Annotated in this window: 13 protein-coding genes; 6 read left to right on the forward strand and 7 right to left on the reverse strand. The window is 60.0% G+C overall.

The window, feature by feature from the left end; genetic code table 11:
* Positions 1-21: 21 nt before the first annotated feature.
* The 6 genes from PSH86_RS24690 to PSH86_RS24715 all read right to left on the reverse strand — a co-directional run bounded on the left by PSH86_RS24690 (position 22) and on the right by PSH86_RS24715 (position 5,353).
* Positions 22-798, reverse strand: coding sequence for an ABC transporter substrate-binding protein (locus PSH86_RS24690; RefSeq protein WP_109754778.1), 777 nt, complete (start codon positions 796-798; stop codon positions 22-24).
* A 268-nt stretch (positions 799-1,066) separates the two neighbouring features.
* On the reverse strand, positions 1,067-1,519 hold the full coding sequence (moaE, locus tag PSH86_RS24695) for a molybdopterin synthase catalytic subunit MoaE (RefSeq protein ID WP_109754779.1): 453 nt from the start codon (positions 1,517-1,519) through the stop codon (positions 1,067-1,069).
* Between the two features lie 3 nt (positions 1,520-1,522).
* Positions 1,523-1,765 (reverse strand): MoaD/ThiS family protein, encoded by a 243-nt coding sequence (locus PSH86_RS24700; protein WP_109754780.1) that lies wholly within the window; start codon positions 1,763-1,765, stop codon positions 1,523-1,525.
* The gene (moaC, locus tag PSH86_RS24705; RefSeq protein ID WP_030139643.1) at positions 1,762-2,235 is read right to left on the reverse strand and encodes a cyclic pyranopterin monophosphate synthase MoaC; all 474 of its coding nucleotides are present in this window, start codon (positions 2,233-2,235) and stop codon (positions 1,762-1,764) included. The genes PSH86_RS24700 and moaC overlap by 4 nt, the downstream gene beginning before the upstream one ends.
* Before the next feature lie 260 nt (positions 2,236-2,495).
* On the reverse strand, positions 2,496-3,890 hold the full coding sequence (locus PSH86_RS24710; RefSeq protein WP_109754781.1) for a PhoH family protein: 1,395 nt from the start codon (positions 3,888-3,890) through the stop codon (positions 2,496-2,498).
* 338 nt (positions 3,891-4,228) lie between these two features.
* Positions 4,229-5,353 carry a polysaccharide deacetylase family protein gene (locus PSH86_RS24715; protein ID WP_116833390.1) on the reverse strand — a complete coding sequence of 375 codons (1,125 nt, stop codon included), beginning with the start codon at positions 5,351-5,353 and terminating at the stop codon, positions 4,229-4,231.
* Between the two features lie 271 nt (positions 5,354-5,624).
* Here PSH86_RS24715 and yaaA point away from each other — a divergent pair, with 271 nt between their 5' ends.
* A complete protein-coding gene (yaaA, locus tag PSH86_RS24720) occupies positions 5,625-6,404 on the forward strand; it encodes a peroxide stress protein YaaA (protein WP_249015525.1) in 780 nt (259 codons plus the stop codon).
* Between the two features lie 83 nt (positions 6,405-6,487).
* On the opposite strand, the gene PSH86_RS24725 is transcribed toward yaaA, so the two are convergent.
* Positions 6,488-6,742: a hypothetical protein gene (locus PSH86_RS24725; protein ID WP_146206871.1), complete on the reverse strand. Its 255-nt coding sequence runs from the start codon at positions 6,740-6,742 to the stop codon at positions 6,488-6,490.
* Between the two features lie 473 nt (positions 6,743-7,215).
* Here PSH86_RS24725 and PSH86_RS24730 point away from each other — a divergent pair, with 473 nt between their 5' ends.
* From PSH86_RS24730 to PSH86_RS24750, 5 genes are all read left to right on the forward strand, one after another.
* Positions 7,216-8,532 (forward strand): nucleotide sugar dehydrogenase, encoded by a 1,317-nt coding sequence (locus PSH86_RS24730; RefSeq protein ID WP_057448969.1) that lies wholly within the window; start codon positions 7,216-7,218, stop codon positions 8,530-8,532.
* Between the two features lie 100 nt (positions 8,533-8,632).
* Positions 8,633-10,114 carry a mannuronan synthase gene (gene alg8 / locus PSH86_RS24735; RefSeq protein WP_370873689.1) on the forward strand — a complete coding sequence of 494 codons (1,482 nt, stop codon included), beginning with the start codon at positions 8,633-8,635 and terminating at the stop codon, positions 10,112-10,114.
* 35 nt (positions 10,115-10,149) lie between these two features.
* Positions 10,150-11,319 (forward strand): alginate biosynthesis protein Alg44, encoded by a 1,170-nt coding sequence (locus PSH86_RS24740; RefSeq protein ID WP_109754785.1) that lies wholly within the window; start codon positions 10,150-10,152, stop codon positions 11,317-11,319.
* Positions 11,320-11,334: 15 nt separating this feature from the next.
* The gene (gene algK / locus PSH86_RS24745) at positions 11,335-12,819 is read left to right on the forward strand and encodes an alginate biosynthesis TPR repeat lipoprotein AlgK (protein ID WP_305485548.1); all 1,485 of its coding nucleotides are present in this window, start codon (positions 11,335-11,337) and stop codon (positions 12,817-12,819) included.
* A gap of 5 nt (positions 12,820-12,824) precedes the next feature.
* Positions 12,825-14,315, forward strand: a complete 1,491-nt coding sequence (locus PSH86_RS24750; protein WP_176689627.1) for an alginate export family protein — start codon at positions 12,825-12,827, stop codon at positions 14,313-14,315.
* Positions 14,316-14,321: the final 6 nt, after the last annotated feature.

The raw sequence follows: 14,321 nt of genomic DNA on the forward strand, positions 1-14,321 counted from the left end.
CCTGCTCGCGATGGCGATCGATCAGTCGCCGTAGATATCCGACTTGAAGTACTTGGCCTGGATCTTCTGATACTCCCCGTTGGCCCGAATCCCATCGATGGCCTTGTTCAAGTCCGCCACCAGTTGGGTATTGCCTTTGCGCACCGCGATACCAGCGCCCTCACCGACGTATTTCGGGTCCTTGAGCTCCGGCCCGACAAACGCGTAGCCCTTGCCACGGGGCATAGACAGGAAGTCTTCCAGCGGGATGGTGTCGGCGAAAATCGCGTCCAGGCGACCGGACGCCAGGTCCATGTAGATTTCTTCGTTATTGCTGTAGCGCTTGACGATCACACCCTTGGGTTCGAGGACTTCGGTGGCATAACGGTCAGTGGTGGTGGCCCGCTGCACGCCCACGGTCTTGCCCTTGAGGCTGGCGTATTGGTCATCGACCACCGCCCCTTCCTTCATCACCAGCCGCGATGAGGTGAAGTAGTACTTGTGAGTGAAATCCACCGATTTCTTGCGCTCTTCGGTGATGGTCATGGACGACAGCGCCAGGTCGATCTTCTTCACCTTCAGCGACGGAATCAGCCCGTCGAACTCACCCTCGACCCATTCGCACTTGACCTGCATCTGCACGCACAGGGCATTGCCGATGTCGTAGTCGAAACCCTCGATCTTCCCTTCCGAGGTCTTGGAAGCAAACGGCGGATAAGCCGCCTCGATGCCGATGCGCAAGGTTTTCTCGGCGGCGAACAGACTGCTGGAGGCCAGCAGGCTCAAGGCCAGGCCGGTGATGAGGGGGAATTTTTTCATGATCGATCTCTCGCGGGTTGTTGTTGGTTTGGCAGAGAAAGGTGGATGCGACTATTTGTACTTATAAATCCATACTGGACTTTAATGTACATATCGTCAATTGGGGAAAGCGGGAAAATGATGGAAGGCTGATAGCCCCTTCGCGAGCAAGCCCGCTCCCACAGAGGCCCTGCGTTGAGCACAAATATTGTGTACGACACAGATTCCCTGTGGGAGCGGGCTTGCTCGCGAAGGCGGACTCACAGCCTCCAAACGACTGACAGGCTGCCTACTGCTTCCAGCGATCCGCCGCCGCATGATCACTGTCGCGCCCTTCCACCCAGCGCGGGCCGTCGACAGTGTTTTCCTTTTTCCAGAACGGCGCTCGGGTCTTGAGGTAGTCCATGACGAAGGCGCAGGCGTCGAATGCCGCCTGGCGATGGGCACTGGCGGCCGCGACGAAGACGATCGGCTCGCCCGGCTCCAGGGCACCGATGCGGTGCAGCACCTCCAGCTTGAGCAGCGGCCAGCGCTGCTCGGCCTCGGTGGCGATCTTGCCCAGGGCTTTTTCAGTCATGCCCGGATAGTGCTCCAGGAACATCCCGGACACATCGAGGCCGTCATTGAAATCACGCACGTAGCCGACAAAACTCACCACCGCCCCCACGCCGACATTGGCCGCGTGCATCGCGTTGACTTCGGCGCCCGGGTCGAACGGATCGGCCTGCACACGAATCGCCATGGCTCAGCCTCCGGTCACGGTGGGGAAGAACGCCACTTCGTCACCGTCCAGCAGCGGCTCGTCGAGCTGACACAGGTCCTCGTTGCGCGCGCACATCAGGTTTTGTTCCTTCAGCACCTCGGCACCGTCACGCTGGGCGAGCAACACGCGCACATCGTCGACCGTGGCAAAATCACCTTCCACCTTTACCGAATCCACGCCAAGCGCTTCACGGTAACGGGCAAAGAACTTCACGTTGATTTTCATGAGGCATCCGCCTGGAAGTGGCCGCTCTTGCCGCCGAGTTTCTCCAGCACCCGCACACCTTCGATGGTCATGCCGCGATCCACGGCCTTGCACATGTCGTAGATGGTCAGCGCGGCAACGCTGGCGGCGGTCAGTGCTTCCATCTCCACACCGGTCTGCCCCGACAGTTTGCAACGGGCAACGATGCGAACGCGGTCCTCACCCTCGGCATTGAGCTCAACCTTGACGCTGGTGAGCATCAGCGGATGGCAGAGCGGGATCAGATCGCTGGTTTTTTTCGCCGCTTGAATACCGGCAATGCGCGCAACGGCAAACACATCGCCCTTGGGATGGCCGCCGCTGACGATCATCTGCAGGGTATCGGGCAACATGCGCACAAAGGCTTCAGCCGTGGCTTCACGGAACGTCACGGCCTTGTCGGTCACGTCGACCATGTTGGCGCGACCTTGGGAATCGAGATGAGTCAGCACAGGGTTACTCCTGATCGGGAGTGTCGATTGTAAACCTGTGGGTCAGATTCCGGCAGGGTTGATTGTCGCACCCACGGCGGCCTGTAATTTGCTGAACACCGTAGATCCCTTTGTGGGAGCGAGCCTGCTCGCGATGGCGGTTTATCAGATAAAAATATGTGGCTGGCACACCGTCATCGCGAGCAGGCTCGCTCCCACAGGCGCTTATGGTGACAGGGTAAAAAACCGGGCGACCTTGAGGTCGCCCGGTTTGCCTGGGGTTACAGATGGGATTCGGCGTATTCGGCCAGGATCGAGCGCGGTACGCCCTGCAGGGTGATGTGGACCCCGTTGGGGAAGTCCTTGAAGCGTTCGGTCAGGTAGGTCAGCCCGGAGCTGGTCGCGGACAGGTAAGGGGTGTCGATCTGCGCCAGGTTACCCAGGCACACCACTTTGGAACCGGCACCGGCACGGGTGATGATGGTTTTCATCTGGTGCGGGGTCAGGTTCTGGCATTCGTCGATCAGGATCAGGCTCTGCTGGAAGCTGCGCCCGCGAATGTAGTTGAGGGATTTGAACTGCAACGGCACTTTGCTGAGGATGTAGTCGACGCTGCCATGGGTGCTTTCGTCATCCATGTGCAAGGCTTCGAGGTTGTCGGTGATCGCCCCCAGCCACGGCTCCATTTTCTCCGCTTCGGTGCCGGGCAGGAAACCGATTTCCTGGTCCAGGCCCTGCACACTGCGGGTGGCGATGATGCGCCGGTAGCGTTTGCTGACCATGGTCTGCTCGATGGCTGCGGCCAGGGCCAGGATGGTCTTGCCGGAACCGGCGGCGCCGGACAGGTTGACCAAGTGGATATCCGGGTCGAGCAAGGCGAACAGGGCCAGGCTCTGGTAGATGTCGCGAGGCTTGAGACCCCAGGCTTCCTGGTGCAGCAAAGGTTCCTGGTGCAGGTCGAGGATCAGCAGCTTGTCGACCTGGATTTCCTTGATCCAGCCGACGAATCCTTGTTCGTCGATGATGAATTCGTTGATGTGCACGGCCGGCAGGTTGTCGATCAGTTGCACCTGGTGCCAGGTGCGACCATGGTCCTGGCGAGTCTCGACCTTGCTCACACGGTCCCAGAAAGAGCCGGTCATGGTGTGGTAGCCGTTGGGCAACAGCGAGACGTCGTCGACCAGTTGGTCGGTGCTGTAGTCCTCCGCCGCGATCCCGCAGGCGCGGGCCTTGAGGCGCATGTTGATGTCTTTGGTCACCAGCACCACGGCCTGGTCCTTGGTGCGCGCGTGCAGGTCGATCAACTGGTTGATGATGATGTTGTCGTTCAGGTGTTCAGGCAGCACCAGGTTGGGTTCGGTGCGCTTGCTCATCAGAATCGAAAGCAGGCCCTTGGGACCACTTTTGCCACGCTGGATCGGCACGCCAAGCTCTACATCCTCAGGGGAGGCATCGCCCAGGGTCTTGTCGATCAGGCGGATCGCCTGCCTGCATTCGGCCGCAACGCTGTGGTGCCCGCTCTTGAGCTTGTCCAGCTCCTCAAGCACGGTCATTGGGATGGCAACGTGGTGTTCTTCGAAGTTCAGGAGTGCGTTTGGATCGTGGATCAATACGTTGGTATCGAGTACATAGAGGATTGGCTGGTTGGAGGAAAGGCTACGTCCGTGGTCATCCATACTCGGTCACCTATGTGGGGGCCATTCGACGCAATACCGTGACAGTGCTGCGCCTCGAGGTAGCCACCGAATTCACCCGCGAGGATTTTCAGGTGAACTGCACACAATCTGGGTCTTGGAAGACGCCACCTGTGTTGCAGGTTTCGGCGGTCTGACTTCTTGATACTCCAAAAACCATGACAGGAAAAAGCACTTTGACGCTTTTTTGAAGTTTATTTTTCAGAGTGACGAATAACCCTTGGCGTACCGCCGTTGCGCCGTTAAAGTCGGAAGTCCGGTTGTCATGAATGTGCGCCGTTTTTTTCTCCTCCCCCAATGTTTCCGGGCCTTCGCCGGTTTCAGCGAAACGCGTCCTGACACTCCGCCCAACCGATTCCGCTTTGCGCCGTTTGCGTCATGAGCCAGGGCAACGCCGTTTTCACCCCATCCTGCTTGGCATTGAAATTGATCACCCCGTGGCGCCACAGCAGCATCAGGGTCAGCGCGCGTTGGGCGCTTTGCTCAGGCTTGAGCCGACTGTTGCTGTCCTGGGGGTCGATGTCCCATAGCGCCACTTGCAAGCCCTGCTGCCGGAAGAACGCTTGCGCATCGCCACGACGCTGGCCTTGGGGCGGGCGGAACAGCGGCACGTAATTCTCCGGCAGCTTGCCCTTGACCAGCTCGACACTGCGCCGGACCGAGTCTTGCCAGTCCTGCCAATGGCTATGGGAGCGGAACTCCCAGCCCTGCACACCCACGCATTGTCCTGAATACAACGCCTGGAGATTGTTGACCGAGCGCTCTTCCAACCGCGCCTGGATGTCCTTGCCCAGCACGAAGAAGGTGCCATTCATGTTGGCCTTGCGCAGGTAGTCGGTCAGCCACGGGGTGTTGTCCGGCGCAACGTTGGCGGCGCTGTCGAAGGTCAGCAGGAACAGGCGGTCGTTCATATCTTCGCCGTTGCGCTCGTAATCGCCGAAACGTTCGATTTCGCTGCTGGTTTGCGGAAAAAGCGCGGCTTTACGCAGCAATTCATCGCGGTATTGGGTATGAAAGATCTGGCTCGGCGCGGCCCACTTGATGTAATAGGAGTCGTCGTCCAGATGGAACCTGCGCGCCTCTTCGCGCAGGGTCGCCATGTCCTCGACCAGGTAACAGAAGGAGGCGTCCTGATCGCAGCTGCGCTGGGCAAAGTTGTAGTTGGCCAGCAAACGCTGCCACAGCCGGGCGCGAAGCGCGTCGATCGCGACCATATTCACCGTGCGCAGCCCCAGGTATTGCTTGAGCGCGATTTCGTCCATGGCATCGACGTCCAGCAAGACCCGGGCGAACATCAGGATTTCGGCCCGCGAGGCCACATCGAACAGCGTCGGGCTGGTGAGCTGTTCCGGCCACGTGCTGCGATCCAGGGTGGCGACATCGTTGGGCGCGGCAATGGCGCCCAGGCTCAACAGCCAGGCCGATAACAGAAGAGCGATACGCAAAAGGGATGTCTCCATAACGAAACCCGCGCGGCATCATAGCCGATCCTGGTGCGACACCTTCTGGCAAACAGGTCTAATTAGCCTTTGTGGCGAGGGAGCTTGCTCCCGCTGGGCTGCGAAGCGGCCCCAGAGTTTGTGCGGTCGCTGCGCAACCGAGCGGGAGCAAGCTCCCTCGCCACAAAAGCATCACCACCGATCACCTATCACCCCAATAGCTGGAGTCCACCCGGACAACCCCCTAGAATCGCCGCACCCTCAAGGAGACGATTTCATGCTGATGGTGATTTCCCCCGCCAAGACCCTCGATTACGAAACACCGCCGGCCACCGAGCGTTTTACCCAACCGCAGTACCTGGATCATTCCCAGGAACTGATCGAACAGTTGCGCGAACTCTCGCCGGCACAGATCAGCGAGCTGATGCACGTTTCCGACAAGATTGGGGGGCTCAATGCCGCTCGATTCGGTAGCTGGACGCCGGCGTTCACCCCGGCCAACGCCAGGCAGGCGCTGCTGGCCTTCAAGGGCGACGTGTACACGGGCCTGGATGCGCAAAGCTTTGGCGAAGCCGATTTCGACTATGCCCAGCAACACTTGCGCATGCTCTCCGGCCTCTATGGCCTGCTGCGGCCACTGGACCTGATGCAACCCTATCGCCTGGAAATGGGCACGAAGCTGGCCAATGCCCGGGGCAAGGACCTTTACGCTTTCTGGGGTACACGCATTAGCGAATGGCTGAACGAAGCCCTGGCCGAACAAGGCGATGACGTCCTGTTGAACCTGGCATCCAATGAGTACTTCTCGGCGGTCAAGCGCAGCGCACTGAAAGCGCGCGTCATCGATACCGAGTTCCGAGACCTGAAAAATGGCCAGTACAAGATCATCAGCTTCTACGCCAAGAAAGCCCGGGGCCTGATGAGTCGTTTCGTGATTCAGGAACGGATCAACGACCCTGCGGCACTCAGCCAATTCGATGTGCAGGGTTATCGCTTCAGTGCACAACAGTCGAGCCAGGACAAACTGGTGTTCTTGCGCGATCACGCCCCCGAATAAGGCATAACCTTATATCGCCCCTGATCGGGGGCTTCGATCAAGCCCCGATCTGTCATCTTAGTTACCCGCCTGTTTCGCCAGTTTCATGACGTCAATAAATCGGCCCACTCCCCCGCTAACTTTTCTTTCACTCGACACTCGTCAGTTTTTTGCGTAGTGGCACCAAAATTTTTTATCGGTAGTGGCACAAAACTATCTCCCCCTCCTAACTCCCCATTAATAAAGGATGAAACGGCAAGTGCCATCATATTGAGGGCAGTGCCATCTTCGATAATATTTCGAAAAATTTCGAAAATCGCGATGAGCGGATCGGAACTATGTGAAATTGCACGGCTCATACCACCCGTAACGATTCTCACGGAGCGTGTAAGAGAAGACTTACATAGGCCGTCGATCCCAGTAACCAAGTTGTCATGGCAATTTAGCGAAACGGTCGCCTATTTGGATCCATCTTATAAAGGACAGGAGATAACGCACCATTACTATCCCCTACAAGGCCAAGGCTGCGCCCCTACAACGTGCTCACCCGAGCACACAAGCTTCTGATTTTGTGGGCTTTTTGCCAGGGATCGGAAGTGAAGGACTTTTGCACGAGCGTTCCTGAAAACGGGAACTGGCTGCATAACAGGGCAGGTCATAACAAACTAGGCCGCTTTGCGCACAACTTGAGTGCAATTATTTAGACACTCGGAACTTAGTATGCCTGCACACGGCATTGTGGCGCCTGCATTCCACACTTCCGAGTGCACTATGACCGCTGAACACTATTAACTCCGGCCATTTAATGGCGTGAAAAACAGAGGTAAATGCGATGCGCATTAGCATATTTGGTTTGGGTTACGTCGGTGCAGTATGTGCCGGTTGCCTGTCTGCACGGGGCCATGATGTAGTTGGCGTGGATGTCGCCAAAGACAAAATCGACATGATCAACGCCGGCAAGTCGCCGATCGTTGAACCTGGTCTTGGCGAGCTATTGGCGCAAGGCATTCAAACAGGCCGACTGCGCGGTACGACCAACTTCGCCGAGGCAATTCGCGATACTGACCTGTCGATGATCTGTGTCGGTACACCCAGCAAAAAGAACGGCGACCTGGAACTGAACTACATCGAAGCGGTGTGCCGCGAGATCGGTTTTGTCCTGCGTGACAAGACCACCCGCCACACTATCGTGGTTCGCAGCACCGTATTGCCGGGCACTGTGGCAAACGTTGTCATCCCGATCCTGGAAGACTGCTCCGGCAAGAAAGCCGGCGTCGATTTCGGTGTCGCGGTCAACCCTGAGTTCCTGCGCGAAAGCACCGCAATCAAAGACTACGACCAGCCGCCGATGACCGTTATCGGTGAGTTCGACAAAGCCTCTGGCGACGTTCTGCAATCGCTGTACGAAGAGCTCGACGCACCGATCATCCGCAAGGACATCGCCGTCGCCGAGATGATCAAGTACACCTGCAACGTGTGGCACGCCACCAAGGTGACCTTCGCCAACGAGATCGGCAACATCGCCAAGGCAGTCGGCGTCGATGGCCGTGAAGTGATGGACGTAGTCTGCCAGGACAAGACCCTGAACCTGTCCCAGTACTACATGCGCCCAGGCTTCGCCTTCGGCGGTTCCTGCCTGCCCAAGGACGTTCGTGCCCTGACCTACCGCGCCGGTTCCCTGGACGTGGAAGCGCCGCTGCTCAACTCGCTGATGCGCAGCAACGAATCCCAGGTGCAGAACGCCTTCGACATCGTTTCCAGCCACGACAAGCGCAAAGTCGCCCTGCTGGGCCTGAGCTTCAAGGCCGGCACCGACGACCTGCGTGAAAGCCCATTGGTGGAACTGGCGGAAATGCTGATCGGCAAGGGTTTCGACCTGAAGATCTACGACAGCAACGTCGAATACGCCCGCGTCCACGGTGCGAACAAGGATTACATCGAGTCGAAGATTCCTCACGTCTCGTCCTTGCTCAACGCCGACTTCGACTCGGTGATCGACAGCTCCGACATCATCATCCTGGGTAACCGCGACGAGAAGTTCCGCGCGCTGACCGAAAACGTACCGGAAGGCAAGCAGGTCATCGACCTGGTCGGCTTCATGTCCAAGGCCACCAACCCGAGTGGCCGGACCGAAGGCATCTGCTGGTAAGTCTGTTTGCCGGCCGGGGCTTGCCCCGGCCGGCCTTTCGCCTGCCTTAACCCATCGGGCCGCCCACAAGGCCCGCCCGAGATAGAGACGGATGCAGATTATGCACAGGCTAAAGCACGGCCTGCTTCAGGCCGCCGGTTGGCTGTTTTACTTGAGTTTATTGATGGGCATCGCCATGGCGCTGCCCACGTCCACGTTCGACTCCGAATCCAAGGATTTCATCTTCCTGATCGGCGCCGTGGGCATCTGGCGTTACTCCATGGGAGCAACGCATTTCGTGCGCGGCATGATCTTCCTCTACATCGTCTACCCGCACCTGCGCCGCAAGGTACGCAAGCTGGGCAAGGCGGCGGATCCGTCCCACGTGTACCTGATGGTCACCAGCTTCCGGATCGATGCGCTGACCACTGCCCAGGTTTATGGCTCGGTGATTCGCGAGGCCATCGACTGCGAGCTGCCCACCACCGTGGTCTGCTCCATCGTGGAAATGTCCGACGAACTGCTGGTCAAGAGCCTCTGGGCCCGCATGAACCCGCCAGCGCGGGTCAAGCTGGACTTCGTGCGCATTCCCGGCACTGGCAAGCGTGACGGCCTGGCCTACGGCTTCCGCGCCATCTCCCGCCACTTGCCGGACGACCGCGCCGTGGTTGCGGTGATCGACGGCGATACCGTGCTCGCCGAAGGCGTCGTACGCAAGACCGTGCCGTGGTTCCAGCTGTTCGGCAACGTCGGCGGCCTGACCACCAACGAGTTCTGCGAAGTGCGCGGCGGCTACATCATGAGCGAATGGCACAAGCTGCGCTTCGCCCAACGGCATATCAACATGTGCTCCATGGCCTTGTCCAAGCGCGTGCTGACCATGACCGGCCGTATGTCGGTGTTCCGCGCCACCGTGGTGACCAACCCGGACTTCATCGCCGACGTGGAAAGTGACTCGCTGCAACACTGGCGCCTGGGTCGCTTCAAGTTCCTCACCGGTGATGACAAGTCGAGCTGGTTCAGCCTGATGCGCCTGGGCTACGACACCTTCTACGTACCCGATGCGGCGATCAACACCGTCGAGCATCCCCCGGAGAAAAGCTTCATCAAGGCCAGCCGCAAGCTGATGTTCCGCTGGTACGGCAACAACCTGCGACAGAACTCCCGGGCCCTGGGCCTGGGGCTGCGCCGTCTGGGCCTGTTCACTTCGGTGGTGCTGTTCGACCAGCGCGTGTCGATGTGGACCTCGCTGCTGGGCCTGACCGTCGCACTGATCGCCAGCTTCAAGTACGGCACCGCGTTCATCCTGGTGTACCTGCTGTGGATCGGCATCACGCGGTTGATCCTGACCCTGCTGCTGTCGTGCTCCGGACACCGGATCGGCCCTGCCTACCCGGCGATTCTCTATTACAACCAGATCGTCGGTGCCCTGGTGAAGATCTACGTGTTCTTCCGCCTCGATCAACAGTCCTGGACCCGCCAGCCCACCCACCTGACCCGTGATCTCGCCAGCTTTCAACGTTGGTTCAACACTTGGTCGTCTCGGACCATGACCTTCTCCGCCGGCAGCATTTTTGTCGCCGTGCTGCTGACGATGGTCTGACCGGACTTGAATGAATTAACTAGGAAATCGCCCCTATGAACACCGCCGTGAATGTCAACGTAGTGCATGAATCCGAAGCCCAGCGCCAACACGCCCGGGTCAAAATCCCGGCCAAGCTGCGCTTCTTCGGCCCTGACCGCACCCCCATGGAAGTCAAGGTCCTGGACCTGTCCGCCGGTGGCCTGAGCTTCAATGCCGGCCAGATGCCCCTCAAGGTCGGTGAGTCCTACAAGGGTCGCCTGCAGTTCGTCATCGACAACCTTGGCCTGGCCATGGACGTGGAATTGCAGATCCGCTCCTACGACCGCCAGACCGGCCGCACCGGTTGCCAGTTCCAGAACCTGGAGCCTCGGGACATCTCGACACTGCGTCACATCATCACCTCGCACCTGGCCGGCGACATCGTCGGTGTCGGTGACGTACTGGCGACCCTGCAGCGCGATAACTTCACCAAGGCTCGCAAGCAGAAAGACGAAAACGGCGGCATGAGTGCCTTGGGTCGCCTGCGCGCCGTGACCTTCAGCCTCGGGGTCTTCATCGTTGGCCTGGCGGCGTTCGGTTTCATCTTCAAGTCGGTGTACGGCATGTACTTCGTCAGCCACGCCCAGGCGGGCCTGGTGAACGTACCGGGCACGGCCATCACCATGCCGCGCGACGGCACCGTGCAAAGCCTGGTCAAGGCCGACGGCGTGGCAGCCAAGGGCGCCCCGCTGGCGACCTTCAGCACCAGCATGCTCGATGTGCTCAAAGGTCACCTGGACGACAACCAGTTGCAGCCAGCCAAGGTCGAAGAGCTGTTCGGCAAGCAAATGACCGGCACCCTGACGTCTCCGTGCGACTGCATCGTGGCCCAGCAACTGGTCGCCAACGGCCAGTACGCCAGCAAGGGCGACGTGATCTTCCAACTGGTTCCACGGGGCACCGAAGCCAACGTCGAGGCGCGTTTCTCCTATCGCCAGTTCGGCGACGTGCGCCCAGGTACGCCCGTCAACTTCCAGGTCGCCGGCGAAGAAGGTACCCGTACCGGCAAGATCGTCAGCAGCACCAGCCTGAAAAGTGCCGACCTGTCTTCCGATATCCGTGTGTTGATCCAACCTGACGAACCCCTGGACAGCTCGCTGGCCGGCCGTCCGGTAGAAGTCACCAGCGACCGTGGCCCGAACCTGAACTGGCTGATCGACAAAGCCATGGCCGTCGGTCTTTAAGTCGAGGATATGCCCGTGACCATTATAAAAATCCTTAACACCCCACAGACCCTGTGGGAGCGAGCTTGCTCGCGAAAGGATCAACGCGGTCAGGATGATATGCCGCAAACTCGTTCCCACATGGGGACACTCTGTGCCCTGGCATTGGCCGTCAGCCTGGCCGGTTGCGCCGGCCTGCCCGATCAACGCCTGGCCAACGAAGCCCTCAAGCGCGGCGACACGGCGCTGGCGCAGCAGAACTATCAGCAACTGGCAGACCTGGGCTACAGCGAAGCCCAGGTCGGCCTGGCCGATATCCAGGTGGACAGCCGTGATCCAGAGCAGATGAAAAAAGCCGAGGCGACCTATCGCGCCGCGGCCGATATCTCGCCCCGGGCCCAGGCGCGCCTGGGTCGCCTGCTGGTAGCCAAGCCGGGCTCCACCGAAGCGGAAAAACACGAAGCCGAAGGTCTGCTGAAAAAAGCTTTCGCCAACGGTGAAGGTAATACCCTGATCCCGCTGGCGATGCTGTACCTGCAATATCCCCACAGTTTCCCGAACGTCAACGCCCAGCAGCAGATCAGCCAATGGCGCAGCGCCGGCTACCCGGAAGCAGGTCTGGCGCAGATTCTGCTCTACCGCACCCAGGGCACCTACGACCAGCACCTGGATGAAGTCGAGAAGGTCTGCAAGGCCGCGCTGGCGACTACGGACATTTGCTACGTCGAATTGGCCACGGTCTATCAGAAACGCGGCCAGCCGGAACAGCAGGCCGCGTTGCTCAAGCAGATGCAGGACGGTCACGCCCGTGGCGTCGTATCCGCCCAGCGCGTGGACAGCGTCGCCCGTGTCCTGGCCGATGCCAGCCTGGGCAAGACCGATGAAAAGACCGCCCAGTCGTTGCTCGAAGGCATCGCCCCTGGCTACCCCGCTGCCTGGGTCAGCCTGGCGCAATTGCTCTACGACTTCCCCGAACTGGGTGACGTCGACAAGATGATGCAGTACCTGGAAAACGGCCGCGCCGCCGACCAGCCTCGCGCCGAGCTGTTGCTAGGCAAGCTTTACTACGAAGGCAAGTGGGTCCCGGCCGATGCCAAGGTCGCCGAGGCGCATTTCCAGAAAGCTGTTGGTCGCGAAGTGGCTGCCGACTACTACCTCGGCCAGATCTATCGCCGCGGCTACCTGGGCCAGGTGTACCCGCAAAAAGCCCTGGACCACCTGCTCAAGGCCGCCCGCAACGGCCAGAACAGCGCCGATTTCGCCATTGCCCAGCTGTTCTCCCAGGGCAAGGGCACCAAGCCCAACCCGGTCAACGCCTATGTCTTCAGCCAGTTGGCCAAGGCGCAGAACACCCCGCAAGCGACCGAACTTGCCCAGACCCTCGAAACACAATTACCGCCGCAACAACTTGCACAAGCCCAACGCCTGCTACAACAAGAGCAGGCCATTCGCGGCTCGATGAGCCCCGATACGCTGGAACTGCAAGCCCTAAAAGAAGATGACGGCGAGGAACCTCTATGAAGCCTTTGAAGCTCAATCCTTTTGTGCAGGCCGGAATTGGCCTGACCTGTGCCCTGCTGTGGTCCTGCCCGACCCTGGCGGCCCTGACCGACACCAAGAACTTCGGCCTGGAAGTGAAGATCACCGGCCAGTCCGAAGACGACCGTGACCTCGGCACCCAGAGCGGTGGCGACGTCAACGGCGTCGGCCTGGACCTGCGTCCCTGGGTCTACGGCGAAAGCGAAAGCGGTGCCTGGAGCGCCTACGCCATGGCCCAGGCCGTGACGTCCTCCGATATCATCGAGACCGACACCCTGCAGCAGTCCGATGGCAGCACCCAGGAAACCGACAGCGGCGATCGCGAAGCCAAGAAAAGCTACCTGGCCATGCGCGAGTTCTGGATTGGCTACCGTGGGCTGACCCCTTACCCGGGCGAGCAGTTGAAGTTCGGTCGCCAGCGCCTGCGCAATGACGACGGCCAATGGCGCGACACCAACATCGAAGCCCTGAACTGGACCTTCGACACCACCTTGCTGCGAGCCAACCTCGGCGTCGCCGAGCGGTTCAGCGAATACCGCACCGACCTGAAAGAATTGTCCCCCAAGGACAAGGATCGCCTGCACGTCTACGGTGACGTGGGTTACCAGTGGATGCCCGGCCAGTGGGCCGGTATCCGTGCCCACCATTCCCACGACAGCGGCAGCCTCGATTATCCGACCCCGGGCGAACCTACCGATACCCTGGACAAGACCCAGAACGGCGACATCTCCTGGCTGGGCCTGGAAGCCAACAGCGACGCCTACAACTGGCGCAACACCAACACCGTCAACTACTGGGCAAGCCTGACCGGCATGACCGGTGACCGTGACACCGTCAACCCGCTCAATGCCGACGGCACGCGTCCGGCGCAAGCCAAGCACAGTGATGACGTCGACGGCTGGGCCACCGACCTGGGTATCCGCCTGCGTCTGGACCCGCAATGGCAAGTCGGTGCGGCCTATGCCCGCGCCAGCGAGGACTACGAACAGAACGGCCTGCAAAGCAACCGCTCGAACTTCACCGGCACCCGCTCGCGCGTGCACCGTTTCGGCGAAGCGTTCCGTGGCGAAATGGCCAACACCCAGAGCGCCAGCCTGTTCGGTTCCTGGCAGCTGCGTGACGAATACGACGCCAGCCTGGTGTACCACAAGTTCTGGCGCGTGGACGGCAACAAGCCGGTGGGCAGCAACGGCATCAACGCCGTGGAAAACAACACCGACGACGTGACCGGCGCGATCCTGTCCACCTCGTCCCTGCCGCTGCGTGACGGTAACAAGGACCTGGGCCAGGAAGTCGACCTGGTGGTGACCAAGTACTTCAAGCAAGGCCTGCTGCCGGCCGCGCTGAGTCAGTCCATTGATGAGCCGTCGGCGCTGGTGCGCTTTCGTGGCGGCGTGTTCAAGCCAGGCGACGCCTACGGCAAAGAGGTCGATTCGTACATGCATCGCGCCTTTGTCGACGTGATCTGGCGCTTCTGATGCGAA

The sequence above is a fragment of the Pseudomonas sp. FP2300 genome (genome assembly GCF_030687595.1).
Taxonomy (GTDB): domain Bacteria; phylum Pseudomonadota; class Gammaproteobacteria; order Pseudomonadales; family Pseudomonadaceae; genus Aquipseudomonas; species Aquipseudomonas bijieensis.

Coding starts and splice junctions, on each gene's coding strand:
- PSH86_RS24690 (WP_109754778.1), bottom strand. CDS start 798: ATGAAAAAATTCCCCCTCATCACCGGCCTGGCCTTGAGCCTGCTGGCC.
- moaE (WP_109754779.1), bottom strand. CDS start 1,519: ATGGCGATTCGTGTGCAGGCCGATCCGTTCGACCCGGGCGCCGAAGTC.
- PSH86_RS24700 (WP_109754780.1), bottom strand. CDS start 1,765: ATGAAAATCAACGTGAAGTTCTTTGCCCGTTACCGTGAAGCGCTTGGC.
- PSH86_RS24710 (WP_109754781.1), bottom strand. CDS start 3,890: ATGGATGACCACGGACGTAGCCTTTCCTCCAACCAGCCAATCCTCTAT.
- yaaA (WP_249015525.1), top strand. CDS start 5,625: ATGCTGATGGTGATTTCCCCCGCCAAGACCCTCGATTACGAAACACCG.
- PSH86_RS24725 (WP_146206871.1), bottom strand. CDS start 6,742: ATGAGCCGTGCAATTTCACATAGTTCCGATCCGCTCATCGCGATTTTC.
- PSH86_RS24730 (WP_057448969.1), top strand. CDS start 7,216: ATGCGCATTAGCATATTTGGTTTGGGTTACGTCGGTGCAGTATGTGCC.
- alg8 (WP_370873689.1), top strand. CDS start 8,633: ATGCACAGGCTAAAGCACGGCCTGCTTCAGGCCGCCGGTTGGCTGTTT.
- PSH86_RS24740 (WP_109754785.1), top strand. CDS start 10,150: ATGAACACCGCCGTGAATGTCAACGTAGTGCATGAATCCGAAGCCCAG.